This is a genomic window from Mesorhizobium sp. P2_C7 (assembly GCF_056404515.1).
In genome coordinates this window covers 185873-209675 of sequence record NZ_JBFUDW010000010.1, presented here as the reverse complement: position 1 = coordinate 209675, position 23803 = coordinate 185873, and the positions used below count along the sequence as shown (strand labels likewise).

Sequence of the window (23803 nt, the reverse complement as noted above, 5' to 3'; positions counted from 1 at the left end):
AGATAAGGATTGAGCTCGGGTGGCGCCTGTCGCCGCACGCCAAAGACTTGTGTTTGGCTGTCACGAGCGCTTATGCCACGCGCGTACCACACATTCCGGCCCAGCCAGCCGGACTCCACTATTCCTTGAACGCCCTGTGCAGCTGGTCCGATAGCGGCTTCATTGCATAGGACCAGACGTCGCGCTCGCCGGTCTGGATGTGGACTTCCGCTGGCATCCCCGGCTGCAGCCGTCTGGCATCCTGCAAGCAGGCCTGCAGGTCGTCGACGGTCGTGCGTGCGACGAAATAGGAAGTTTGCCGCTGCGGGTCCTTGATCAGGTCAGCCGACACCCTCTGCACGGTGCCCTCGCATTCGGGCGTCGTGGCAGCGTCGAAGGCAGAGAAGCGGATCGACACAGACTGGCCGGGGCGAACGTCGTCGACGCTGGAGGGGGCGATCATGGCGTCGACCACGAGCCGGTCCTGCTCGGGCACGATCAGCATGATTGTCTCGCCCGGAGCGATGACCCCGCCGATAGTGTGGACGGCAAGCTCCTGCACATACCCTGACTGGGGTGCACGGATTTCGGTGCGGGCAAGCTGGTCCTGCGCGACCACCTTGCGCTCGACAAGCTCGACCTCTTTGCCGTCGAGCTCGCGCAGCTCCTCGTTGACGTCCTTGCGCATCTCCTCGTCGACCTGGAGGGCCTGCAGCTTTGTCTCGCTGATCTTGCCTTCTGTCTCGGCGATGGCGGCCATAAGGCGGCCAGATTCGCCCTTGAGCCGCGACAGCTCGAGCTGGAGTGTGCTTACCCGCTCGAGCGAGACGAGCTTTTGCTCATAGAGCGTCTGAAGGCTGTTGTAGTCCCTTTCGACGAGCGCTGCCGATTTGTCCGTCGCCTCCCGCTGGGCGGTCAGGCCTTCAATTTGCTTCGCCAACTGTTCCGAACGAACCTCGAGCTGGGCCTTCAGCCCTGTCGAAGCCTTGGTCCGGCTTTGGAACAACGCCTTCTCGCCGGCAACCAAGGCGTCGACATCCGCCTCTCCGGCGCGTCTGGCAAGGCTGTTGGGCAGCTTGATCTCGGGCAAGCCCAGCCGCTCCGCTTGCAGACGCGCCTGGCGGGCGAGCGTGCGGTCATATTGTTGTGCGATGATCTGTAGGTTGGCACGGGCAGTTGTATCGTCGAGCCGCACAATAACATCGCCCGCCGAGACGCGGTCGCCTTCGCGAACCAGGATCGCACCAACGACGCCACCAGTCTGGTGCTGGACTTTTTTGGCGCTGCTTTCGACGACAACGGTGCCCGACGAGATGACGGCCCCTGCGAGTGATGTCTTCGCCGCCCACGCGCCGACACCGCCGACGAGCAGGATCGATACCGCCAGGCCGAACAGGATGTTGGCCCTGATGCCTTCGCCGGAATGCGTATTCTTTTCTGAAACGGACATTGAAATCACCGAGGTCACTTTCGATCGTGTAAGGGGACGACAGTCGAGGTCTGCCGCAAAGCTGAATGAGCCGCTGGTTGTTGCGTATGGGCCACCGGACGGGTGATGCCGGCAAGCACTTCTTCCTTCGGGCCGAAGGCTTGCGAGGTCCCGCCTGCCATCACCAGCACCTGGTCGAGATTGGCCAGCGCCGATGGGCGGTGGGCGACGACGATGACAATGCCGCCACGCTGGCGCACGCTCTGAATGGCGGTAGCGAGCGCGACATCGCCGTCGGCATCGAGATTGGAGTTAGGCTCGTCGAGCACTACCAGAAAAGGTTCTCCGTAGAGTGCCCGCGCCAACCCGACGAGTTGCCGCTGCCCGGCCGAGAGCGCGCTGCCGCCTTCGCCGATGCGCGTCTGGAACCCATCCGCCAGCCTGAGAATCATTCGGTCGATTCCAGCCGTCCGCGCCGCTGCCAGGATGTCCTTGGGATCGGCATCCTTGTCGAAGCGGCAGATGTTTTCTGCGACCGTTCCGTCGAACAATTCGATAGCCTGTGGCAGATAGCCGATATCCCGCCCAAGGGCCTCGGGATCCCACTGTTCGAGCGCTGCATTGTCTAGCCGGACCGTCCCGCGCAGCGACGGCCACGCACCGACAATGGAGCGCACCAGGGTCGACTTGCCGGATGCGCTCGGCCCGACAACGCCCAACCCCGTCCCCGCTTGCAGCGTGAAGCTGACGTTCTGGATAAGAGCATTCTGCTGGCCTGGCGCAGTAACTGTCAGGCCTTCGACGGACAGCGTGTGCTGCGGTCGCGGGAGCGCCATCGGCTGACGCTGCTCGAAAAAGGCGTTCAACGTTCTGGATAGCTGGTCGTAGCTTCTTCGCGCAGAGATAAAGCCCTTCCAGTTTGCGAGCGCGACATCGACTGGCGCAAGCGATCGGCCCAGCATGATAGAGGAAGCGATAATGACGCCCGAAGACGCCTCGCCTGCCATAACGAGGTAGGCGCCGAGGCCGAGCATGAGCGATTGGAGCATCATGCGGAACGTGCGTGAAAGCGCGCCGGTCGCACCGATGACGTCGAAAACCCGCCGCTGATCCTGCAGGAAGCGCAGGTTCTGCTCACTCCAGAGTCTGCCGAAGCGGTTGGAGAGGCCCATAGCGCGGATGACTTCGGCATTGCGGCGGCCCGCGTCGGAGCAGGAAGTGCGGGCAACTATCGATTCGGATGCACGCCTTGACGGCGCGCGCGCGAGCCCTTCGGCGACGAGGGTCAGTAGTACGATGACCACTGCTCCAAGCGTCGCTAGGAGCCCGAGTGATGGATGCAGCATGTAGATGATGACGAGGTAGAATGGAATCCACGGCAGGTCGAAGAAGGCGGTCGGACCGCTTCCGGAGACGAAGCTCCTGATCTGGTCGAGGTCACGGATCGGCTGGATGCGCGATCCCTCTTGTCCTGCCCTCAGCGGCAGCTGCAGCGAGGCTGCGAATGCCTTGCCATGCAGCTTCTGGTCGAGTGCGTTGCCAATCCGAACGAGCAGGCGCAAGCGGACGAAATCGAGCAGGCCGTAGACCGCGTACAGAAAGACCGCGATGATGGTGATGCCGACAAGCGTAGGTACACTGTGCGACGGCATCACGCGATCGTAGACCTGCAGCATGTAGAGCGAGCCGGTCAGGCCGAGGATATTCACTATGCCCGAGAAAACGGCCACCGCCGTCAGCGCCCCGGCACACTGCCAGAACGCAGACTTCAGTTCATTGCCCCGAGTCGCTGCGGCGAACGTCTGCAATGCCATAGTATATCCTCGATCCTTCTTCCTGCACCAACCCGAAGCGACGGCGTCGAGCCATGTGTGACTGGACTCAATCCGGTGGGTCTGGCGTTCTTCGCTTAGGTGGATGCCTTGTGCACTGACGCAAGGACAGTGGCGGCTGGGCGCAAGTCGTTGGCGGTGCCGATCAACTACATTGGCTGCAACGGCGGCAGCCGCCGCTCAGGATCTGCTAGGACGATGACAAGCCACGCCGGTACTGGGACGGAGTCTTGCCGGTCCAGCGCCGCGCGGCATGACTGAAGGCGCTTGGCTGATGGAAGCCCAGCAGCCATGCGATCTGGGAGATTTGCAGGCCCGGCTCCTCCAGGTGGCGAATGGCGAGATCACGCCGGAGATCATCCAGAATGGCCCCGAAGCTAAGCCCTTCTGCCGCGAGGCGGCGTGCGAACGTCCTCTCGCTTAGCCCGAGGCTGCCGGCCACCTTCTTCGCGCTCGCCTCGGCGTGGGGCAGGAGCGGCGCGATGGTGTTCTCAACTATCGTGCGGAACGGGCCCACGTTGGTGGGGCGGGCGGCCATCGCCTGCTCGCAATTCTCGACCATCAGCCGGTTAAGGAATGGATCGGCGGCCACCAGCGTCCGGTCCAGCAGCGCAGGGTCGAGTATCAACTCGTCCGAGTCGACGCCAAAGTTGACGTCGCAGCCCAGGAGGTTCCGCGCACGGCGCAGATCGCCCGAGCGCTGGTGGACGAAGTTCGCGACGAGCGGAGAAATCCTGTGGCCGACGAGTTGCCGGCAGAGCCGGACGAGCGTCAGTGCGAAGGACTCCATCTGGTGCCGGTCGAGGTGCCGCGGCACGCCTGCATAGGAAAGCGCGAGCCGGAAGGTCGAGCCCTTGTGCATCCGCAAGATCAACGCATGATTCGCCGCCTGGGCGTACCGTTCGAGGCGGCGTAGAGCATCGCCGAGGCAATGCGACGAGGCGGCGACGTAGTAGAGCATGCCGAGTTCGCGCAGATCGAATTGCTCGGCCAGGTTCAGGCCGAGGAAGTCGTCGCCGAGGGTGCGCGAAGCCTGCTCGAGGAATTCGATCTGCGACCTGACATCGATCCGACCGTCGTGATCGGGGGCGACCGCTGACAGTCCGGCGCGGGCGAGCAAAGGGGCCGGATCGATGCCGCGGCGTCGGAGTTCGGCTACGGCGAGGCGCGTGGCCAGGCCGGCCGTAGTCGGCGCCGCTGCGAGTTGTCGGAAAACAGGCTCATTCTGGTCGGCCACGGTCGTCCGGTATCACGACGCGATTAACGCTTTATGAGCCTTTGGCGGCTCAGCGCAAAACTTTGTACCGTGCCGCAAGACGGGTGTGCCCATATCTCAGCCCATGAAACCGCCTATGCCGTACTCCATCGGGTTGTTTATCGAGCGGGCAGCAGTTGGCACGACCGCAAGATCGCAGACCGGTATGAAGAGCAAGCATTGCTGGCCATCTGTTCTTATTCTGCGACCAGCCGAGGCGACCGCCGGGCCAAGGCCGACTACCTATTGCCCGTTGAGGCACGGGCGAACTCGACCTGGAAGAGCACATGCAGGCCATCCTGCAATCCATCATGCAGGGCTGATCGGCGCCGGTCGACGCTGAAGCGAACTTCCGCTTCTGGCCCCCAAACCGGATCTGCTTCTGCCGCGACGTGAACGGCAGCTGTGCCCCTCATCTCGGCCGTAGAACCCAGTCCTGCCAACCACTGAAAGCAGACACTAGCGGCAACCACGCTGGAGGTCGCAGTTGCCCAGCACCGGAGGTCTATTTTGCTAATTTTCGACCTTTCTGCACGCTCCTGTTGGGGTCGCATCTCCGCCTTTCGGACAATGGATGCCCACATCGCCGGGCTCGGTCTTGCCAATGCTCGCCAATAGCGGCAGTCTCAGCCTCGACTGGCTGGTCATCGAGTGCATGGCAGTTACCTTGGATGCTCGCGAAATCCTAGACAGACTGATCGCGACCCATCGAGGCTGCATAGAAGCATGGGACACATCGAGGATGAGGCGGCTGGTCAATATGTGGATCGCCGCCGCCGTCATTCTTTTGACCTCAATTGGCGAGACTGCCGCTCAGATCCGATCCTGCAGCAGGTTCGTGTTGCCGCTCGCCATGAGACTGCGCGCCAACCTTCTAATTGCCTGCGCGAGCTTAGCCATATCGATAGCTGGCTGTTTGCCGGTGTCGGCTGCCACGCGGAATATCGTTCTGCTTTTTGACGAACGGGTCGAACTGCCTGGTCTATCGGTGTTGAGCGCGGAACTAGTCCATACACTGCAGTCCAACTCCACCGAGCCAATCGAGGTCTATCGCGAGTCGATGGATTTGTCCCGATTTGGCTCAGATTCTTACAACACGCTGCTGCGGGACTTCCTCCGTGCAAAATATGCCGAGAAGAAGATCGACGTAGCAGTTGCCGTCATGGCCCCTGCGCTTAATTTCCTTTTGAACTACGGTGATCAGATATTTCCGAACACACCAATTGTGTTCTGCGGGCTTGATCGAGGACAACTTGGCACGCGTGCGCTCCCACGCAACGTGTTCGGCGTTCTTGTAAAGAGGCAGTTTGCGCCGACACTTGAGGTTGCACTTCGTCTCCAGCCCGCGACCGAAGGCGTTGTTGTCGTTTCCGGCACGACGGACTTCGACAAGAGCCTTCTCGCGGCGGCGCAGAAGGAGTTCCGTCCGTATGAAAACCGGGTTTCGTTTACTTACCTGTCCGAACTCCCCCTGGAACAGCTTCTCGCGAGGCTTTCGCATTTGCCGCACGGAGACATCGTCCTCTTCGTCTCGATGTTTCGAGACGGCAGCGGCCATCCCGTCGTTCCACATGAGGTCGTTGAACGTGTTTCCAACGCGGCAAGCGTGCCCGTCTATGCCTTTGTCGATCAATACCTCGGTCGCGGTATCGTAGGGGGAAGCCTGTATAGTTTCACCGCGCATGGCGCTGAGACAGCCAAGATGGTTCTGCGGCTGCTGACAGGCGCGGTGCCTCAGCAAAACTTTTCCGAAGTCTCCAGCAGTAAGCTAATGTTCGACTGGCAGCAGATGCGACGCTGGGGTATCAGCGAGGCCCGTCTCCCTCCAGAGAGCCAAATCTACTTCCAAGAGCTAACCGAATTGGAACGGTATCCCTGGCAAATTGCCCTTGTGACTGCGGTTGTTCTGATACAGGCCGGGCTTATTGCAGTCCTGCTGCGTGAGCATCGTCGGCGTCAAGTGGCCGAAGTCCAGTCCCGGCAGCGCATGGCAGAGCTTGCTCATGTCGGCCGCGTCTCGACCGCCGGCGAGCTGACCGCCTCCATTGCCCACGAAATAAACCAGCCGCTCGGCGCTATTCTGATGAGCGCCGAATCCGCGGAATTCATCCTGAAATCGCCGAGCCCCGACATCCCTGAACTCGGCGACATCGTGAGCGATATCTTGCAGAATAACCGGCGCGCTACCGACGTCATCCAGAGGATGCGCAGCCTCCTGAAAAAGGCACCCTTCGAACTGAAAAGCCTCGACCTCAACGACCTCGCACGGGAAACCGTCGAATTTCTTTCGGCGCTAGCAATCGGCCGAAAAGTCGAACTCCTCAGCGTGATCACACCGTATGCGCTTCCGATCCTCGGCGACCGCATTCAACTTCAACAAGTCGTTGTGAATCTTGTCGTGAACGGGATCGACGCGATGAACGAGACGCCGAGCGAAAATCACACCATCAGCATCCGGACTTCGCGCGTTGAACAGTTTGCCGAGTTGTGCGTGTCTGATCGCGGACCGGGCATTCCCGAAGACAAATTGGAAGAGGTCTTCGAACCATTTTTCACCACCAAGGCGGAAGGCATGGGCATGGGGCTGTCCATCACGCGCACTATTATCGAGGCGCACAATGGACTGATATGTGCGAAAAATCAGGATCACGGCGGTGCGTCGTTCCGGATCAGACTTCCTCTTGTCCGATAGTTGGTGATGCCTCGCGCGTCCAATTCGAGTTCGCAATGCATCAAAGCGGACATCTGCCGACGGCCATGAATTTATGGTGGTTCTGGTGCGTTAGAGGTTTGCCCGCGCATTAACGCCGTGCCGGGTCAATAGCCGTTTCTAAGGGCGAATAAGGGCAACCGTGCTGGTTGGTTCAATCCTCTGCGGTGGTGCTACCTCGACCGAGGCAGTTAGGGTTCCGTCGGGGTGAACCTCCCAGACGAGCTTGGCATCCTCATCTTCCATGACCGGGTCAACCGAAAGGCATTGTGCGTAGACCTGTTCGAATTGCCCAGTAAAGGCTCCGAGCGAGTCTGGAAGTTGCTGATCGCAATCCTCCTTCGTTTCGAAGATGGAAACCGGGGCGGGCAGTTCATGGCATTGGGAAAGACCATCCGAACAACCGACGATCAGAAGCAAGGCGGCGATGTCTTCAACGGGCGGGGAGACGTCCTCGTCCGCCAAAGGTGCAGTCACGTGATCCGCCAGCGGGAGAGTCATCAGCACCAGCACAGCCAAGGCAAGAACTTGGCTCGATAAGCGGCGTCGCTTCGGCAAGACAGCGATCTTCATGGCTGATTTCCCTCCACCTGACGTAGGGGCAGCAGCCATCATCCTCCGAATTTCGTATAGCCGATATTGGCCCTACGGCCATTGCACGTGCGGACAGAAGTTTCCGACGCGGCATCGTCCTATCTCAATAGTGCATGGCGTCGATGAGCTACAAGGCGACGGGAAACATCCGCGCCATCCAGATACTGCTCGGACATTCCAAGATTGAGAACACGGTCCGATATCTGGGGGTCGACGTGGAGGACGCGCTGCTCTTGGCAGAGCGGACCGAAATCTGACGTTGAGCGGTCATCCGGCGCGACGCGGATGACCGCTTCGACGGGTTATCAATCTCAACGGCCCCGACCACCATGGGGTGGAAAGCGGTCAGTCCGGTGGCGAGGTGCTAGTGACCGCTTCGTGTCACATACAGACCTGTAGAAAGTGACCAAGAAAATGTCATTCGGGCAGACCCGCATCCTTGAGCCAAGCCATAATTCGCTGCAGGCGCTCGGGATCGCGATAGAACTGTGCGGCGGCAACACCAGAGCGAGTCATCTCCGGATGCTTGCCAAGCAGGACGGTGATGTGACCGCGGGCGGCGTCGAGCCGGCCAGTGGCGGCAGCGGTGATTGCCGATAAGATGTAGGCAAAAGGCTCGTGTGACTCGCGCGCCAGGTAGAGCGCAGCATCGGACCGCGCTTGCTCCAGATCGCCCTGCCAGAGATCGGCCCAGGCGAGGTAGTAGATAGCCCAGTTGATGGCGTATGGGCTGAGTCGCCGCGAGGTTTTCAGGGTTGCTATGGCTCCCTGAAAATCGCCGCTATAGACCTGTGTCATGCCGAATGCGGCCGCGCAGTAGGCGTCGCTCGGCGCCAGTTCGCCCGCGCGGCGGTGGAATTCAAGGGCTTCATCGTGGCGCCGCTCCATCAGCGCAGCATTTCCCTTGTAGTGCAGAACTGCGCCGGTTTCGCCTACAAGGTCCTCCGCACGCTGAAGAGCCGCCTTTGCTAGCCCAAGAGAGATCGCCGGATCGGGGGTGAAGCCAAGCCGCGCATCCAACCAATGGGTGTGCGCCAGCATAACGAAGGCGAGCGCATAGTTTGCATCGTGATGTACGGCTCGTTCGTAGAAGAATCGTGCTTGGATATTGTCGAGCTTTGTGAACTTCAGTATTGCGGTCTGGCCCTGCAGGAAGGCTTCCCACGCCTCCAAGTTGCGGGTCCTTCGGCCGCGATCCGCGCTGTGTCGCCTTCGGTCAAGTTAACCTGGAGTGCAACGGTGACGGCTTTGGTGATTTCGTCTTGAAGTTCGAAAAAGTCGGTGAGCTCCCGGTCATAGCGCTCGGCCCAAACATGCCCACCCGACGCGCCATCGATCAGCTGAGCCGTTACGCGAATTCTGTTCCCTGCGCGCCTCACACTCCCCTCAAGGATAAAGCGTACCCCCAGATCGCGCGCCACATCCTGAACCCGCACAGTTCGGCCCTTGAACATGAGGGTCGAGTTCCGAGCAATGACCAGCAGATCGCGCAGTCGCGACAGTTGGGTGATGAGGTCCGCGACGATTCCATCGGCGAAGTAGTCCTGCTCAGGATCGCCCGACAGGTTGGCAAACGGCAGCACGGCGATCGAAGGCTTCTCAGGTGTCGAAGTCGTCGTCGCCGTAACCGTTACTGCCGGCGTGTTTGTGACCCGATAGATGCGGACCGGTTCGGCGATGTTCTTGAGAACCCGAGCACCTTCAAACGAAAGCGCGAGCTTACCTCGAACTTGCCGGTAAGCGTCTTCTGAAATCCAAACGCCGCCGGGATCGGCAAGGGCTTCCAACCGCGCCGCAATATTCACGCCGTCCCCGTAGAGATCATCGCCGTCGACTACGACGTCGCCCAGGTTGACTCCAATGCGCAGCACGATCTGGAGACCGTCCGACTGGTCAGCATTTCCGGCAGCCATGCGTTCTTGCAGCCGTGCGGCGCACTCGACTGCGTCCACAGCGCTGGCAAACTCAATGAGAGCACCATCACCTACCAGCTTGATGATCCGGCCACCGTGATTGGCGACCGTCGGTTCGAGAACGGTTTTCCGTCGATCCTTCAGTATCGCTAGCGTGCGGGCTTCGTCCTGCTGCATCATGCGGCTATAGCCGACCACATCGGCGGCCAGGATGGCGGCAAGGCGACGTTGAGCGCGTTGTTCAGCCATACTGCGCGATGGCTCCCAAGGCAGGAACTATCCGTAATTGTATTGCGGCGCCGCGGACATGTCCATCTGGCCGGATTTGTCGAATGGGCCAAGAGGGCGGGTTGCCCACCGCCCTGACCACCAAAGGTAAGATTTTCGACGCTGCTGCCTAAGACCTGGCAGTCGGCTTGCCGCCCACGGCCTTTTTAGTGGAACGACTGCTCGCGGGAAATGGTGCGACCAGCCTCTATGGCGGGAAGGGGGCGCTGAGCCGCTTTTGAAACGGCGGCGCGTCGATGTCCGCAATGGGGTCGGGCGCAGAAAGGCAGCTTACCGCTGGGCGATCACCGAAACCGGACACAGGAAGCGGCCCCTTAGCGGACTGAAGTTAGGCTTTTCCGATCCCGCCAACGATCGCTCTTCGGAAAGACTCCATAGCAGAACGGCTGTTGGTGGTGTCAGCTGTCGTCCAGTCGAAGCGCAAGGCGGACGCCTGGTCCCCCTCCATTCTGCGAAATGAATTCGATCCCCGCCGCTTCCAACGCAGAAGATATCGCCTGAAGTGTTGCCGGCCTAGGGAGCGTTTGAGAGCTTTCAATTCTGGCGAGCGTCCGAACTGTCACTCCGGAGGCGTTCGCCAGGTCCTCTCTCGTCCAGTCAATCAAGGCCCGAGCTGCTCGGATCTGCTGAGGCAGTATGTCCGTTTTCATGACATTCATCTTGTTAAAAGTCACAAAAAGTGACATAAACGATGGTGACTAGCGGCCGCACCGGTGCTCGATACACTCGGTGCGGCCTGACCACTACCAAGCTGTTTAGGAGCTCGGATCATGGCTGATTCCGACAATACCACGCCTTTGTCTTTCGTCACCCGCAGGAGGGTACTTGGTGCAACGGCGATTGCAATCTTAGGATGGGAAAGAGGTGCTTTTGCCGACAAGGCGCCGGCAGCAGCGGTACCTTCCGATCCCGCGCTGGCGATTTGGCGAGAATGGCGCACTGCTCACGAACTGAGCGAGCGCCTCTGCAATCAAAGTGCGCACTTGGAACGCACGCTTGTGGAGACCATCGGCTACCCTTGTGTGACCGTCCAGTTGCCCGGTGGCGAGAATCTGACGGTTCATTCTATCAGGGCACTCCGCGAGGTGCTCAATGCTGATGCGGAGGCCGATGACGCTCGCGCCGATGCAGAAGCCAGTTTGGAGGCTCATCAGGCACGCTGGAATGCCGCCGAAAAGCGAATTGGCTATTCGGCCGTGACAGAGGCGGAAATCACGGCAGCCGATCGAGCCGAAGAATTGCTCGAAGCCTTGGCTGCGGCACCTGCCACCTCCCTTACCGGCGTAGCGGCCAAATTGAATGCGGTGCTTCTTGAGAGCGAGGTGCGGGAGGGAGGCGTAGAGTTTCCCTGGCCGCAGATTCGCTCGGCCTTCGACGATGTCATGCGGCTGGGCCAAGAAGGCGCGCTCGCGTCGGCAGATCAAGACTGTTTTTCGTCCGCGCTCAGACCGACGGAACCCGGAAGGGAAGGGTAGGGGTTTAGCCCCTAGCCGTCCAAGGCGGCGGCGCGGAAAAGGCGGCTGAAGCGTACACATCGGCCATTCGAGATTGGAGAGAAATCGGCGATCCTTGCCTGGTGCTGCAAAGCGACTGAAACCGGGCACAGACGATGAAGAGACCAAGGAACGCCTGTCGGTCGGTTGAGACGACCCTGTCTCCACAGAATTGCGCCGTGGATGGTGCCTTCTTGGATAGAACGGCTCAGTTGTTCGAGCAGCGCACTGGCCGAAAGCTCACCAGGGAGGATGCGCGCCAGATCGTGGAAAACGTCACCGGGTTCTTCCGCCTCCTTTCCGAATGGCAAAATATGGAATGAGCGAGGCTTCACCTCGCTCCGCCCTCAGGAGACGAGGCTAAGAGATGGTCAAGAAAACTGCGCAGATTGCAACTCGCAGCGGCTTGGTGAAGGCGCTGCTCTATGCTYGGGTCTCCTCTAAGGAACAGGAGAAGGAAGGCTTTTCCATCCCTGCCCAATGCAAACTTCTGAGGGAGTATGCGGCTCAGAAGCAGTTTGGTATTGCCCAGGAATTCATAGACATTGAGACTGCCAAAAGCAGCGGGCGGACCAACTTCAACGAGATGGTCAAATACCTTCGGAAGCACCCTGGCGTGCGGGTTGTTCTGGTTGAGAAGACCGACCGTCTCTATCGCAATTTGAAAGATTGGGTGACGCTCGACGAACTTGACGTCGAGATCCACCTCGCCAAGGAAGGCGTGATCCTCTCACAGGACTCGCGCTCGTCCGAAAAGTTCATGCACGGCATCAAAGTGCTGATGGCTAAGAACTATATCGACAATCTCTCGGAGGAAGCGCGCAAAGGGCAGATGGAGAAGGCGGAGCAGGGAATCTGGCCGACCAAGGCTCCGCTTGGCTATCTCAACGTCACAGGGAGCGACGGCAGGAAGGTCATTGAACCGGACGCTGAGTTGGCGCCGATGATAACGAGGCTGTTCGAGCGCTACTCAACTGGCGGATATTCTCTCAAGGCAATCACGAAGGCAGCCCACGCGGAAGGCCTTGTGTATCCGAAGAGTGGGCATCCGGTTCCGGTGAGCACGGTGCACTCGATTCTGCGCAATCGTCTCTACACCGGATTGTTTCAATGGAACGGCAAGCTGCAGCACGGCAAGCACGAGCCGCTGGTGTCGATCGAGCTATGGGAGCGGGTCCAAGGTGTGCTGATGGGCCGACATGCGACGCCTATCCATTCCTACGGCTATGAATTTGCCTTCGGCGGCCTGATGACCTGTGCCAGATGCGGCTGCGCGGTAGTGGCCGAGATCAAGAAAGGCAAATACGTCTATTACCACTGCACCGGTCACAGCGACAAAGGCCGTGGTGGCTATGCCGAGTGCCGCCGCAAGTACGTCCGCGAGGAGGTCCTCGAAGAGACCTTTGGCGGCTTGCTGGACAAACTTCATTTCGATGAGGAGGTGCTGGATTGGGTCCGCGACGCGCTCAAAGCCAGCCACGCCGATGAGCGGAAGGAGCAGGAACAGGCGATCCTGCGATGCCAGAAGGAATACAAGCGCCTCGAGGATCGGCTCCAGGCAATGTACCTGGACAAGCTCGATGGACGCATCGACAGTGCCTTTTACGATCGGATGTCAGCGCAATGGCGTATAGAACAGACACGCCTGGTACGCGAGATCGAGCGGCACGGCGCAGCCGAGGAATCATACATGGAGGATGGCGTGCGCCTGTTGGAGCTAGCGCGAAATGCCCGGCAACTGTTCGCCCGCCAAGCTCCTGGTGAGAAGAAACGGCTTCTGAATCTGCTACTGTCGAACTGCACGTGGGAAGACGGCGAGGTTCGCGCTGCCTTTCGACAACCGTTTGATTTGCTTGCCGAAACGACTGCGGCGCTATCGACGGATCAGTCCCAAGGGATCGTCGTGTCCAAGGGAGATCCAGTTTGGCTGGGGCGCCAGGATTCGAACCTGGGAATGTCGGTACCAAAAACCGATGCCTTACCACTTGGCGACGCCCCAATTGCCGTCAGAGTCGCTTGTGCGGCGCGTTCTTAGCAGAGCAGCCGAAAAGCACAATCCTTATGAGCGACGATGGGAACGTCCAAAATGGGCAGGCAACGCAGTGCTGCCAGATGACATGCGATGGCTATTCGGCCCACACCGCCATCTCGTTTCCGGCCGGATCGACAAAGTGAAAGCGCCGGCCGCCGGGGAACGAGAAGATCGGCTTGACGATGGTGCCGCCGGCACTCTCGACCGCGTCGAGTGTCGCTTCCAGATCCCCGCTGTAGAGCACGGGCAGCGGCTTGGCGGGGGCTTCCGCCGCGTCGGCCTGGAAGCCTCCGTCCAACCCCTCGGCAAAGGCTGAGTAGGTCGGTCCATAGTCGGTGAACGACCAGGCAAAGGCAGCGCTGTAGAAAGCCTTGAGCCGGTCCAGCGTTCCGCCGGTCGCCGGCATTTCCAGGTAATCGAGTTTTCCGTGTAGTTTCATGGCGCACCTTTGTTCCTGTTATGTTCTACTCCAAAAGCTCCGGAATGGCAAGTCTTTTTGCCGCATCCTTGGACAGAGCTTTTGCTTAATCGATTGTAGCGGCCGCACAACTTTGCCGACGCCTTGCGTTTCGCACTGCAGCATCATATCGCTCGACAGTCGGACACGGCGGAACTTTCCGTTTCGCCAATCTTTCCAATCTCCTGCAACCGGAGAGCAAAGCATGACCAAATGGGTTTTCACCTTTGGCGATGGTGCGGCGGAAGGCCGTGCCGGCGACAGGAATCTGCTGGGTGGCAAGGGCGCCAATCTGGCCGAGATGTGCAGTCTGGGCCTGCCGGTGCCGCCCGGGTTCACCATCACCACCGAGGTCTGCAACGCTTACTACGCCAATGGCCGCACCTATCCGCCAGGGTTGGAAACGGATGTCGCGGTCGCGCTCGATCACATCGGACGGCTGACTGGCCGCCGGTTCGGCGATCCGTCGAAACTGCTGCTGGTCTCGGTGCGTTCCGGTGCCCGCGCCTCGATGCCCGGCATGATGGATACCGTGCTCAATCTCGGGCTGAACGACGAGACGGTCGAGGCGCTGGCCGCCGATTCGGGCGACGCGCGCTTTGCCTATGACAGCTACCGCCGCTTCATCCAGATGTATTCCGATGTCGTGATGGGCCTCGACCATGAGGTGTTCGAGGAAATCCTCGAAGACCAGAAGGGCGGGCTCGGCTATGAGCTCGACACCGAACTGACGGCTCTCGAATGGCAAGGCGTCATCGCGCTCTACAAGGCCAAGGTCGAGGAAGAACTCGGCAAGCCGTTTCCGCAGGATCCGCATGAGCAGCTCTGGGGCGCCATCGGCGCGGTGTTTTCGAGCTGGATGAACAACCGCGCCATCACTTACCGGCGCCTGCACGACATCCCCGAAAGCTGGGGCACGGCGGTCAACGTCCAGGCCATGGTGTTCGGCAATATGGGCGAAACCTCGGCCACCGGCGTTGCCTTCACACGCAATCCGTCGACCGGCGAAAAGATGCTCTATGGCGAGTTCCTGGTCAACGCGCAGGGCGAGGACGTCGTCGCCGGCATCCGCACGCCGCAGAACATCACCGAGGCGGCGCGCATTGCCGCCGGATCGGACAAGCCGTCCTTGCAGAAGCTGATGCCGGACGCGTTCCAATCCTTCGTCACCATCTCCGATAGTCTGGAGAAACACTATCGCGACATGCAGGACCTCGAATTCACCATCGAGCGCGGCAAGTTGTGGATGCTGCAGACCCGCTCCGGCAAGCGCACCGCCAAGGCGGCGTTGAAGATCGCCGTCGAAATGGCAAGGGACAAGCTGATTACGAAGGAAGAGGCGGTCGCCCGCATCGATCCGGCCTCGCTCGACCAGCTGCTGCACCCGACCATCGATCCCAAGGCAGCGCGCGACGTCATCGGCGTCGGGCTGCCAGCCTCTCCCGGTGCTGCCACCGGCGAGATCGTCTTCTCCTCTGCTGACGCCGAAGAGTTGAAGACGCAAGGCCGCAAGGCGATTCTGGTGCGCATCGAAACCAGTCCTGAAGACATTCACGGCATGCATGCGGCCGAAGGCATCCTGACCACGCGCGGCGGCATGACCAGCCATGCCGCTGTCGTAGCCCGCGGCATGGGCAAACCCTGTGTGTCTGGCGCAGGCTCACTGCGCGTCGACTACAAGGCCGGCACGCTGATGGCGATGGGGGCGACCTTCCGCAAGGGCGACATCGTCACCATCGACGGCGGCAATGGCCAGGTGCTGAAGGGTGCCGTGCCGATGCTGCAGCCGGAATTGTCCGGCGATTTCGCCGCCATCATGGAGTGGGCGGACGCCGTTCGCCGCATGAAGGTGCGCACCAATGCCGAAACGCCGCTCGATGCGCGCATGGCGCGCTCTTTTGGCGCCGAAGGCATTGGGCTTTGCCGCACCGAGCACATGTTCTTCGATGGCGACCGCATCGTCGCCATGCGCGAGATGATCCTGGCCGACACCGAGAAGGACCGGCGCACGGCACTCGCCAAGCTGCTGCCGATGCAGCGCTCGGATTTCCTCGAACTGTTCGAGATCATGGCAGGCCTGCCGGTGACGATTCGCCTGCTCGATCCGCCGCTGCACGAATTCCTGCCGAAGACCGAGGAGGAGGTGGCCGAGGTTGCCGCCGCCATGAAGGTGTCGCCCGACAAGCTCCGCCAGCGCACCGACGCGCTGCATGAATTCAACCCGATGCTCGGCCATCGCGGCTGCCGGCTTGCGGTTTCGTACCCCGAGATCGCCGAGATGCAGGCACGCGCCATTTTCGAGGCCGCCGTGGAGGCGGGCAAGAAGGCCGGCGCACTTGTCGTTCCCGAAATCATGGTGCCGCTGGTCGGCCTGGTGAAGGAACTCGACTACGTCAAGGCGCGCATCGATGCCGTCGCCAAAAGCGTCATGGAGGAAACCGGCGTCAAGATCGACTATCTGACTGGAACCATGATTGAACTCCCCCGCGCGGCGATCCGCGCCCATGTCATCGCCGCTACGGCCGAATTCTTCTCCTTCGGCACCAATGACCTGACCCAGACCACATTCGGCATCTCGCGCGACGATGCGGCCTCGTTCCTGGAGACCTACCGCCAGAAGGGCATCATCGATCAGGATCCGTTCGTCTCGCTCGACATCGACGGGGTTGGCGAACTGGTGCGCATGGCTGCCGAAAAGGGCAGGGCGACACGGCCCGACATCAAGCTCGGCATCTGTGGTGAACATGGCGGTGATCCGGCCTCGATTCGGTTTTGCGAAGAGGTCGGCCTCGACTACGTGTCCTGCTCGCCCTATCGCGTGCCGATTGCGAGGTTAGCGGCCGCGCAGGCGGCGGTGCTGGTTACGAAAGCAATTCCCGGAAAAGTGTGAAGCAGTTTCCGTCCCGAATTGCGTCAAAGCAAAGAGCTGGAGCAATTCCAGGAAAAGTGTGATACGCTTTTGCTTCGGGAATTGCGTCAAAGCAAAGGGTTAGAGATTCGCCGTTTCCATGAGCGGTGAATTGCTCTAAGGCCGGCCGCGGATAGGATCCATCCGGTCGAGCTTACCGTTTTGTAAAGCAATTCACACGAACGTGCTGACGGCATTGCGTAATTTCGACATCCCGCCAATTGTCCTGGGAAACAGATGTTGCAGACTGCACCCGCGCCGATTCGCTCGATCCTGGTCATTCAAACGAAGTACATTGGAGATCTCGTTCTCGCCTCGGTGCTCTCAGAAAACCTGCGGCTCGAATTCCCCGATGCCAGGCTGGTGTTTCTGTGCGACGCGCGCTTCGCGAGCTTCGTAATCGCCCATGACATTGCCTCCGAGGTGGTCACGTTCAAGCGTGCCCGCCTGCGCGGCACTCCCCTGCAGCGCGGCAAAGAGCTTTACGCCGTCGTGCGGGCGCTGCGCCGTTTCCATTTCGATATGACGATCGACCTGACCGATTCAAAGACGTCACGCATGCTCACCGGGCTGGTCAATGCAAAGACCCGTGTGGGCTACAATCCCACCGAGAGGCCATTGCGTCTGCTGGAGCGGCAGCCCGCCAACGTGTTTGCCAAGCCATTTGGCTTTGGTGAAGAACATTTCGTCTACCGCTATCTTTCGCCGCTCCAGGCGCTTGGCGTCGGTCTCCATGTGACGGTTCCAAACCTCCAACCGCTCCCGCCCGAGACGTCAAATGCGTTGGCGCTGCTGGGCAAGCATCATCTTCATCCAAACGCTTTCATCGCGGTGCACGCCGGCGCAAGCTTCGAAGGGCGACGTTGGCAGCCGGAGCGGTTTGCCGAGGCGATTGGCGAGATTGTCGGCGAAACCGGTTTGGACGTCGTTCTGGTGGGCGGCCCGGACGAGCGGGAGATTGCCGAACGCATCGTCGCCAGGACAGCGTCGCCCGTCGTCAATCTCGTTGGAGCGCTGTCGCTTGAGACGTTGCTGGCGGTGCTGAAACAGGCCCGGCTGTTTCTCGGCAATGAGAGCGGCCCGATGCACATGGCGGCTGCAGCCGGAATCCCGGTTGTCGGCCTGTTCGGCTTGACGCCGCCGTCGCAGTGGGGTCCCGTCGGCGTGCCCAATATCGCGCTTCAACCGCCGATGCCTTGCGACTGCGTGGCCAGCGACCGTTGCGGCTGGCCGGATTTCGGCAGGGCCTACTGCGTCTGGCGACTGGAGGTCAAACCAGTCGTCGATGCGGTGCGCGAACTCCTTTCGCGCACCGACGTGAAGCTCGAACGCGCCATCTGAGTTCATGCGTCGCGCGGACAACGGCCATCGCTGGTCGCGGAACAAGCCGCTCACACCGCGGACAGTCAAATTGTCGCGCCGGGCGCTTTCTGCTATGCACCATCCCGATTTTCGCCTTCTTGCGGGTCTTGGGATGCCTGCTTGAAAGCACCGGTCGGGAATTCGGTTTGATGCGCCTGCTGCAAAAAAGTCTCTGCATGATCGCCATGTCGTTGGCCGTGGTGTCCAGCGGCCATGCCGCGCCGCTCGTCGAGCCGACATTGCACATCAGGCCGGAGGCAAGCGGAGCCGGCCGCGTTGCGCTCACGCTCGATGCCTGCGGTGGACAGACCGACAACCGGATCCTTTCGGCGCTGGTCGAAAACAAGATACCCGCCACCATTTTCGTGACCGGCATCTGGCTGAAGCGAAACGCCGCCGCGGTCGAGATCATGCGGGCGCATCCCGACCTGTTCGAGCTGGAAAATCACGGCGGCCATCATATCCCTGCCGTCGACACGCCGCAAAAGATCTACGGCATCCGCAGCGCCGGCAGCCCCGACGCCGTGCTGGCCGAGGTCCAGTCGGGTGCCGCCGCCCTTGCCAAGACCGGCGAGCCGGCGCCGAAATGGTTTCGTGGCGCGACCGCCGAATACAGCCCGTTGGCAATCGCCATGATCCGCAAGCTTGGCTTCAAGATCGCGGGATTCTCGATAAACGGCGATGGTGGCTCATTGCTCGGCGCCAGGGAAACCGCGCGGCGCATCGCGGCGGCTAAGGACGGCGACGTCATTATCTCGCACATCAACCAGCCGACCCATGCGGCCGGCGAAGGCGTGGTGCAGGGGCTTCTGGCGCTCAAGGCCAAGGGCCTGACCTTCGTGCGGCTCGACGATGCCGACGGATTCGGCAATCACGGCACCACGGACTAGCTGCGTTGATGTTAGGTGAAGCGGCCCTGACCTGACTCTCGATGCACCTGTGAGGCAGGTCGAGGAGCTCAGCCCGGGTTTGCTTCGATGCTGACCTTGCTGGCGTAGAACGCGCCGTGGTCGCGGATTTCAGCCATTTCGTCGAAAGGCTGCTCGTAAGCCCACATCGCGTTCTGGCCGGTCTCGCCCGCAGGCAGCACGCTCCAATAGCTGGCATCGCCCTTGTAGGGACAGTGGGTCGAGTGTTCCGTGCTGCTGAGCTTGCCGAAATCGATGTCGGCGAACGGAATGTAGAAGGCCGCAGGATAGGGAGGCTCGGTCAGCACCTTGGCCTCCGTCGATGACGCTATGACCGTGTCTCCGACTCGCACCGTAACCGTGCCGACATAAGGCTCGATGGTGATGACCTTGTCGGGATTGCGTTGGAACCCGGGTGCCGGGTTGACGATCTGATCCATGCGGGTTCTCCTTGCCTCGGCTTTAAGGTGTGTCGCGCAAACGCGTTGCGCAAGGCCTGCTGTCGCCACGCAACACGCAAACCATTAGCCCAGGCCGGGTGCAGGCCCGATCACGGTTTCGAAGATTGCCTGTCGATAGTCAGGCGGCGGTCTTGAACGCATCCATCAGCCCGGCATAGGCGGCTGCGATACCGGCCACCGGATTGCTGCTTCTCGATGTGGTCTCGACCTTCAGGGGGCCGCCACCGGTTGGCAAGGTGAGCAGCAGGAACTGACGATTGCCACCGTCGCCGATGGATGCGGCTGCGACGTGCTGGCCTTCGCCTTCGTTCTGGACGCACATCTTGAACAGCAGTGTGCCGCCGACCGCTTCCAGCGCGCCGCCGACAACTTCAACAAATTCATCTTCGGAAACAGTCTTTGTATCAGGGCCCAGATCGGCCAGACTTTCGGCAAGCGTATTCTCAAGGGACTTGTCGTCGAGCTGCGCGTCCATGCGAACCTCTTTCAGTCGCCAATCGCCCCTTGCCCGTTAACGAACCTTAACGCCGACGATGGCCGGATTGTGGCGGTCTTGTCCGTCATGCCGATCAATGCTGGGCTTGCCGGTGCTGGTGGCTGGACAATCCGCCGGTTCGCTCCACAATGGCACGAAAAGCACGACGCAAAGCGCAGGGGAGGAACGAATGCTGGGACTGATGCAGGAATGGCCGCTGCTTTGCCATAAGCTCATCGACAATGCCGAGCGGCAGCATGGCGTGCGCGAGATCGTGTCGCGCTCGATCGAGGGGCCGATCGTGCGCATCAGCTATGCGGACATCCATCGCCGCGCCCTGAAGGTCGCCCAGCGGCTGGAACGCGACGGCTATCGCCTGGGCGACCGCATCGCCACACTCGCGTGGAACACAGCGCGCCACATCGAGGCCTGGTACGGCATCATGGGCATCGGCGCCATCTACCATACGCTCAATCCACGCCTGTTTCCCGAGCAGATCGTCTGGATCATGAACAATGCCGAGGACAAGGCTGTCTTCGTCGACCTGACCTTCGTGCCGTTGCTCGAGAAGATCGCCGGCGCCGTCAAGTCGCTGAAACAGGTGATCGTGCTGACCGACAAGGCGCACATGCCGCAGACGACCCTGCCGAATGTGGTTGCCTATGAAGAATGGCTTGATGAGGCGGATGGCGACTTCGCCTGGAAGACCTTCGACGAAGGCACGGCTGCCGGCATGTGCTACACGTCGGGGACCACGGGCGATCCGAAGGGCGTCGTCTACAGCCACCGCTCGAACGTGCTGCACGCCATGATCGCCGCCATGCCTGACGCCATGGGGCTGTCGGCACGCGATACGATCTTGCCGGTCGTGCCGATGTTCCACGCCAATGCCTGGGGCCTTGGCCAGAGCGGGCCGATGATCGGCGCCAAGCTGGTCATGCCCGGCTGCAAGATGGACGGCGCCTCGATCTATGAATTGCTCGACACCGAGAAGGTGACCTTCAGCGCTGCCGTGCCGACCGTCTGGATGATGCTGCTGCAGTATCTGGAGGAGACCGGCAAGAAGCTTCCCTATCTGAACAAGGTCGTCATCGGCGGCTCGTCCTGCCCGCGCGCGATCATGACCAAGTTTCAGCAGAACTACGATGTCCAGGTCATCCACGCCTGGGGCATGACCGAAATGTCACCGCTCGGCACACTGTGCACCTTGAAGCCGGACTATGCCGGTCTCCAGGGTGAAGCCCGGCTCGACGTCCAGCAGAAACAGGGCTACCCGCCCTTCGGCGTCGAAATGAAGGTGACCGACGACGACGACAACGCGCAGCCGTGGGATGGCAAGACATTTGGCCGCTTGAAGGTGCGTGGACCGGCCGTTGCCCGCGCCTACTATGGCGGTGTTGGCTCGGAGCAGTTCGACGAGGACGGCTGGTTCGACACCGGCGACGTCGCTCACATCGACGCCGGCGGCTATATGCAGATCACCGATCGCGCCAAGGACGTCATCAAGTCCGGCGGTGAGTGGATTTCGACCATCGATCTCGAGAACCTGGCTGTGGGTCATCCCGATGTCGCCGAGGCAGCAGCCATCGGCGTCCATCATTCGAAGTGGGGCGAGCGGCCGTTGCTGGTCGTTGTCCGAAAGCCAGGCAAGGAACCGACCAAGGCTGACATTCTCGACTTCATGGATGGCAAAGTTGCCAAATGGTGGATGCCGGACGATGTCGCCTTCGTCGGCGAAATACCGCACACCGCCACCGGCAAGATCCAGAAGATCACCTTGCGTCAGCAATTCCGGGACTATCGCTTGCCGACGGATTGACGGGAATGTTGCGTCTTTCGGCTTCAAGCCGCCAGCAAAAGATTCTAGAGCAATTCCGGGAATTGCGTCAAAACAAAGAGATAGAGCGGTTTATCGTTTCCGTGAAACGACGAACCGCTCTAAGTCTCCGTTCGGGTTGGGGTGGTGCGGCAATTGATGGCAAGTATTCCTGAACGGCAGACCTCGAAGGCGGCCGGATGGTCGCGACGCACGGCCGCCTTTTCGGCGGTGCTGCTGTTGACCGCTTTCGTCGGCCATCGCTTCGACCTCGTCGAAACGCCTGTCTTCCTGTGGGTGATGGGTATTGTGGCGCTGCTGGCGGCCCTGGCGCTGTTGTTTGCCGGGTTTGCCTTTTCGCGGCTATGGAACTTCGGCGACCTTGGTGGTCGTGACCTGACAGTCGGCGCCTTGCTGGCGCTGCTGGTGCTCGCACCCTATGGCATTGCCGCCTACTGGGCGACGATCTATCCGCCGCTCAGGGATATCTCGACGGATTTCGACAATCCGCCCGCGCTCGACGTGAGCGACCGGACCAAAGACATGAATGTGCTCTCCCCATCCACGCCTGGCGAACAGCGGCTGCAGACGGAGAGCTATCCGCTGGTTAGCGCACGCAGCTACGACCTGCCGTTCGACACCGTCGTGGATGCCGTCGAGACCGTGCTCGACCGGCGCGATTGGGACCTTTCCGAGCCCTATCCAGACCTCAGGGGGCAAACCGAGGTGACGATTACCGCAGTGGCCAAGGGTTTTGTGCTCGGTCTTCCCGCCGACGTCGCGATCCGCGTGACCGACGACGGGGACACGATCATCGTCGACATGCGGTCGGCCTCTCGCTACGGCCGCTACGATCTCGGCGACAATGCCGCGCATATCGTCGATTTCCTCGCTGAACTCGACCAGGAAGTCGCCGGTCAGGTTGGCGCGGCTCCGGCCGAATGAGCTTGGCGACCTATCTGGCCGGCGTGAAATTGCCGTCAATGGCCGGTGCGGCGTCTGTCACGACCAGGCCGCGTTCCACCAGGTCCTCGAGATGGGCAAGCACCGACAATCCGGCAGCGCCATGCAGCCGCGGGTCGGTATCGCGATAGATCGCCTTGACCATGTCCACGATCGTCCGATCGCCGGCTCTGACCCGCTCCAGGATGGCGCGCTCGCGCATCTTGCGATGCGTCTTCAACCCGCGCATGAAACGGCGCGGTGCGGTCACCGGCCCGCCGTGTCCCGGCAGCAGCAGGCGGTCCCCACGTTCGATCAGCCGGTCCAGCGAGGCCATATAGTCGGCCATCGCCCCATCCGGCGGCGCGACGATCGACGTCGCCCATGCCATGACATGATCGGCCGAAAACAGGATCCCGCTTCCTTCCAACGCGAATGTCGCATGATTGGCGGTGTGGCCCGGGGTCAAAATCGTCCTGATCGACCAGCCGTCGCCGTCGACCACCCTGTCGTCGGGCAATGCGATATCGGGAACGAAAGCCGTGTCCGCACTGGCGTCGAGCGCGTTGGTCTCGCCGATATGCAGGGGTCTTGCAGGGCGATGCGGTCCTTCCGCCAGCACGGCGGCGCCGGTGCGTTCTTTTAACCGGGCCGCCAGCGGGGAATGGTCGCGGTGCGTATGGCTGACGAAGATATGGCTGACCGGCCGGCCTGCAATCACCTCGAGCAGGGTTTGCAGATGCGCCTCGTCGTCCGGCCCAGGATCGATCACCGCCAGCGTATCGCGGCCAACGATGTAGCTGTTGGTGCCGTGAAAGGTGAAGGGGCTTGGATTGCGGGCGGTGATGCGCTGGATATCAGGCGCGACGCTCACCGCCTTGCCATAGGCGGGATCGAAGCCGGTTTCGAATTTGAGAGCCATGGCAGGTGCATCGGTGCCTTGTTCGAG

18 protein-coding genes, 1 tRNA gene and 2 pseudogenes are annotated in these 23803 nt (G+C 61.0%); 9 read left to right on the top strand and 12 right to left on the bottom strand.

The window, feature by feature from the left end:
* Window positions 1-118: 118 nt before the first annotated feature.
* The 3 genes from AC1D2G_RS21670 to AC1D2G_RS21660 all read right to left on the bottom strand — a co-directional run bounded on the left by AC1D2G_RS21670 (window position 119) and on the right by AC1D2G_RS21660 (window position 4477).
* Window positions 119-1429 (bottom strand): HlyD family type I secretion periplasmic adaptor subunit, encoded by a 1311-nt coding sequence (locus tag AC1D2G_RS21670; protein ID WP_477304622.1) that lies wholly within the window; start codon window positions 1427-1429, stop codon window positions 119-121.
* Window positions 1430-1443: 14 nt separating this feature from the next.
* Complete coding sequence (locus AC1D2G_RS21665) at window positions 1444-3222, bottom strand: type I secretion system permease/ATPase (RefSeq protein WP_477304624.1); 1779 nt, start codon at window positions 3220-3222, stop codon at window positions 1444-1446.
* A 208-nt stretch (window positions 3223-3430) separates the two neighbouring features.
* A complete protein-coding gene (locus AC1D2G_RS21660; protein WP_477304626.1) occupies window positions 3431-4477 on the bottom strand; it encodes an AraC family transcriptional regulator in 1047 nt (348 codons plus the stop codon).
* Window positions 4478-5069: 592 nt separating this feature from the next.
* Here AC1D2G_RS21660 and AC1D2G_RS21655 point away from each other — a divergent pair.
* Entirely contained in the window at window positions 5070-7187 is a 2118-nt protein-coding gene (locus AC1D2G_RS21655; RefSeq protein ID WP_477304628.1) for a sensor histidine kinase, read from the top strand.
* 138 nt (window positions 7188-7325) lie between these two features.
* On the opposite strand, the gene AC1D2G_RS21650 is transcribed toward AC1D2G_RS21655, so the two are convergent.
* Window positions 7326-7778: a hypothetical protein gene (locus AC1D2G_RS21650; protein ID WP_477228632.1), complete on the bottom strand. Its 453-nt coding sequence runs from the start codon at window positions 7776-7778 to the stop codon at window positions 7326-7328.
* Window positions 7779-7915: 137 nt separating this feature from the next.
* On the opposite strand from AC1D2G_RS21650, the pseudogene AC1D2G_RS21645 reads away from it, so the two are divergent.
* Window positions 7916-8056, top strand: a pseudogene (locus AC1D2G_RS21645) (integrase); the annotation flags it as partial.
* Window positions 8057-8216: 160 nt separating this feature from the next.
* Here AC1D2G_RS21645 and AC1D2G_RS21640 read toward each other — a convergent pair.
* The 3 genes from AC1D2G_RS21640 to AC1D2G_RS21630 all read right to left on the bottom strand — a co-directional run bounded on the left by AC1D2G_RS21640 (window position 8217) and on the right by AC1D2G_RS21630 (window position 10650).
* Window positions 8217-8972: a hypothetical protein gene (locus AC1D2G_RS21640; protein ID WP_477416552.1), complete on the bottom strand. Its 756-nt coding sequence runs from the start codon at window positions 8970-8972 to the stop codon at window positions 8217-8219.
* Complete coding sequence (locus AC1D2G_RS21635) at window positions 8927-9961, bottom strand: adenylate/guanylate cyclase domain-containing protein (RefSeq protein ID WP_477416550.1); 1035 nt, start codon at window positions 9959-9961, stop codon at window positions 8927-8929. The genes AC1D2G_RS21640 and AC1D2G_RS21635 overlap by 46 nt, the downstream gene beginning before the upstream one ends.
* Before the next feature lie 437 nt (window positions 9962-10398).
* A complete protein-coding gene (locus AC1D2G_RS21630; RefSeq protein ID WP_477416548.1) occupies window positions 10399-10650 on the bottom strand; it encodes a helix-turn-helix domain-containing protein in 252 nt (83 codons plus the stop codon).
* A gap of 120 nt (window positions 10651-10770) precedes the next feature.
* Between AC1D2G_RS21630 and AC1D2G_RS21625 the strand changes: the two genes are divergently transcribed.
* Together AC1D2G_RS21625 and AC1D2G_RS21620 are read left to right on the top strand one after the other, a co-directional pair.
* Window positions 10771-11475, top strand: coding sequence for a hypothetical protein (locus tag AC1D2G_RS21625; protein ID WP_477308790.1), 705 nt, complete (start codon window positions 10771-10773; stop codon window positions 11473-11475).
* 385 nt (window positions 11476-11860) lie between these two features.
* Window positions 11861-12838, top strand: a pseudogene (locus tag AC1D2G_RS21620) (recombinase family protein); the annotation flags it as partial.
* 579 nt (window positions 12839-13417) lie between these two features.
* Here the strand turns inward: AC1D2G_RS21620 and AC1D2G_RS21615 are convergent.
* Window positions 13418-13492 (bottom strand) — tRNA-Gln (locus AC1D2G_RS21615).
* Window positions 13493-13619: 127 nt separating this feature from the next.
* Window positions 13620-13964, bottom strand: coding sequence for a VOC family protein (locus tag AC1D2G_RS21610; RefSeq protein ID WP_477416546.1), 345 nt, complete (start codon window positions 13962-13964; stop codon window positions 13620-13622).
* A 223-nt stretch (window positions 13965-14187) separates the two neighbouring features.
* Here AC1D2G_RS21610 and ppdK point away from each other — a divergent pair, with 223 nt between their 5' ends.
* The 3 genes from ppdK (at window position 14188) to AC1D2G_RS21595 (ending at window position 19142) form a co-directional block, all read left to right on the top strand.
* Complete coding sequence (gene ppdK / locus AC1D2G_RS21605) at window positions 14188-16872, top strand: pyruvate, phosphate dikinase (RefSeq protein ID WP_477416544.1); 2685 nt, start codon at window positions 14188-14190, stop codon at window positions 16870-16872.
* Between the two features lie 255 nt (window positions 16873-17127).
* Window positions 17128-18231 (top strand): glycosyltransferase family 9 protein, encoded by a 1104-nt coding sequence (locus AC1D2G_RS21600; RefSeq protein WP_477416542.1) that lies wholly within the window; start codon window positions 17128-17130, stop codon window positions 18229-18231.
* 170 nt (window positions 18232-18401) lie between these two features.
* Window positions 18402-19142 (top strand): polysaccharide deacetylase family protein, encoded by a 741-nt coding sequence (locus AC1D2G_RS21595; protein ID WP_477416540.1) that lies wholly within the window; start codon window positions 18402-18404, stop codon window positions 19140-19142.
* 68 nt (window positions 19143-19210) lie between these two features.
* On the opposite strand, the gene AC1D2G_RS21590 is transcribed toward AC1D2G_RS21595, so the two are convergent.
* A complete protein-coding gene (locus AC1D2G_RS21590; RefSeq protein WP_477416538.1) occupies window positions 19211-19600 on the bottom strand; it encodes a DUF427 domain-containing protein in 390 nt (129 codons plus the stop codon).
* Between the two features lie 139 nt (window positions 19601-19739).
* Window positions 19740-20096 (bottom strand): hypothetical protein, encoded by a 357-nt coding sequence (locus AC1D2G_RS21585; protein WP_457154218.1) that lies wholly within the window; start codon window positions 20094-20096, stop codon window positions 19740-19742.
* Between the two features lie 190 nt (window positions 20097-20286).
* Here AC1D2G_RS21585 and AC1D2G_RS21580 point away from each other — a divergent pair, with 190 nt between their 5' ends.
* Together AC1D2G_RS21580 and AC1D2G_RS21575 are read left to right on the top strand one after the other, a co-directional pair.
* Window positions 20287-21915 (top strand): fatty-acid--CoA ligase, encoded by a 1629-nt coding sequence (locus AC1D2G_RS21580; protein ID WP_477416536.1) that lies wholly within the window; start codon window positions 20287-20289, stop codon window positions 21913-21915.
* Between the two features lie 156 nt (window positions 21916-22071).
* Window positions 22072-22857 carry a DUF1499 domain-containing protein gene (locus AC1D2G_RS21575; protein WP_477307706.1) on the top strand — a complete coding sequence of 262 codons (786 nt, stop codon included), beginning with the start codon at window positions 22072-22074 and terminating at the stop codon, window positions 22855-22857.
* Window positions 22858-22867: 10 nt separating this feature from the next.
* Here AC1D2G_RS21575 and AC1D2G_RS21570 read toward each other — a convergent pair whose 3' ends face one another.
* Entirely contained in the window at window positions 22868-23776 is a 909-nt protein-coding gene (locus AC1D2G_RS21570; protein WP_477416535.1) for an MBL fold metallo-hydrolase, read from the bottom strand.
* Window positions 23777-23803: the final 27 nt, after the last annotated feature.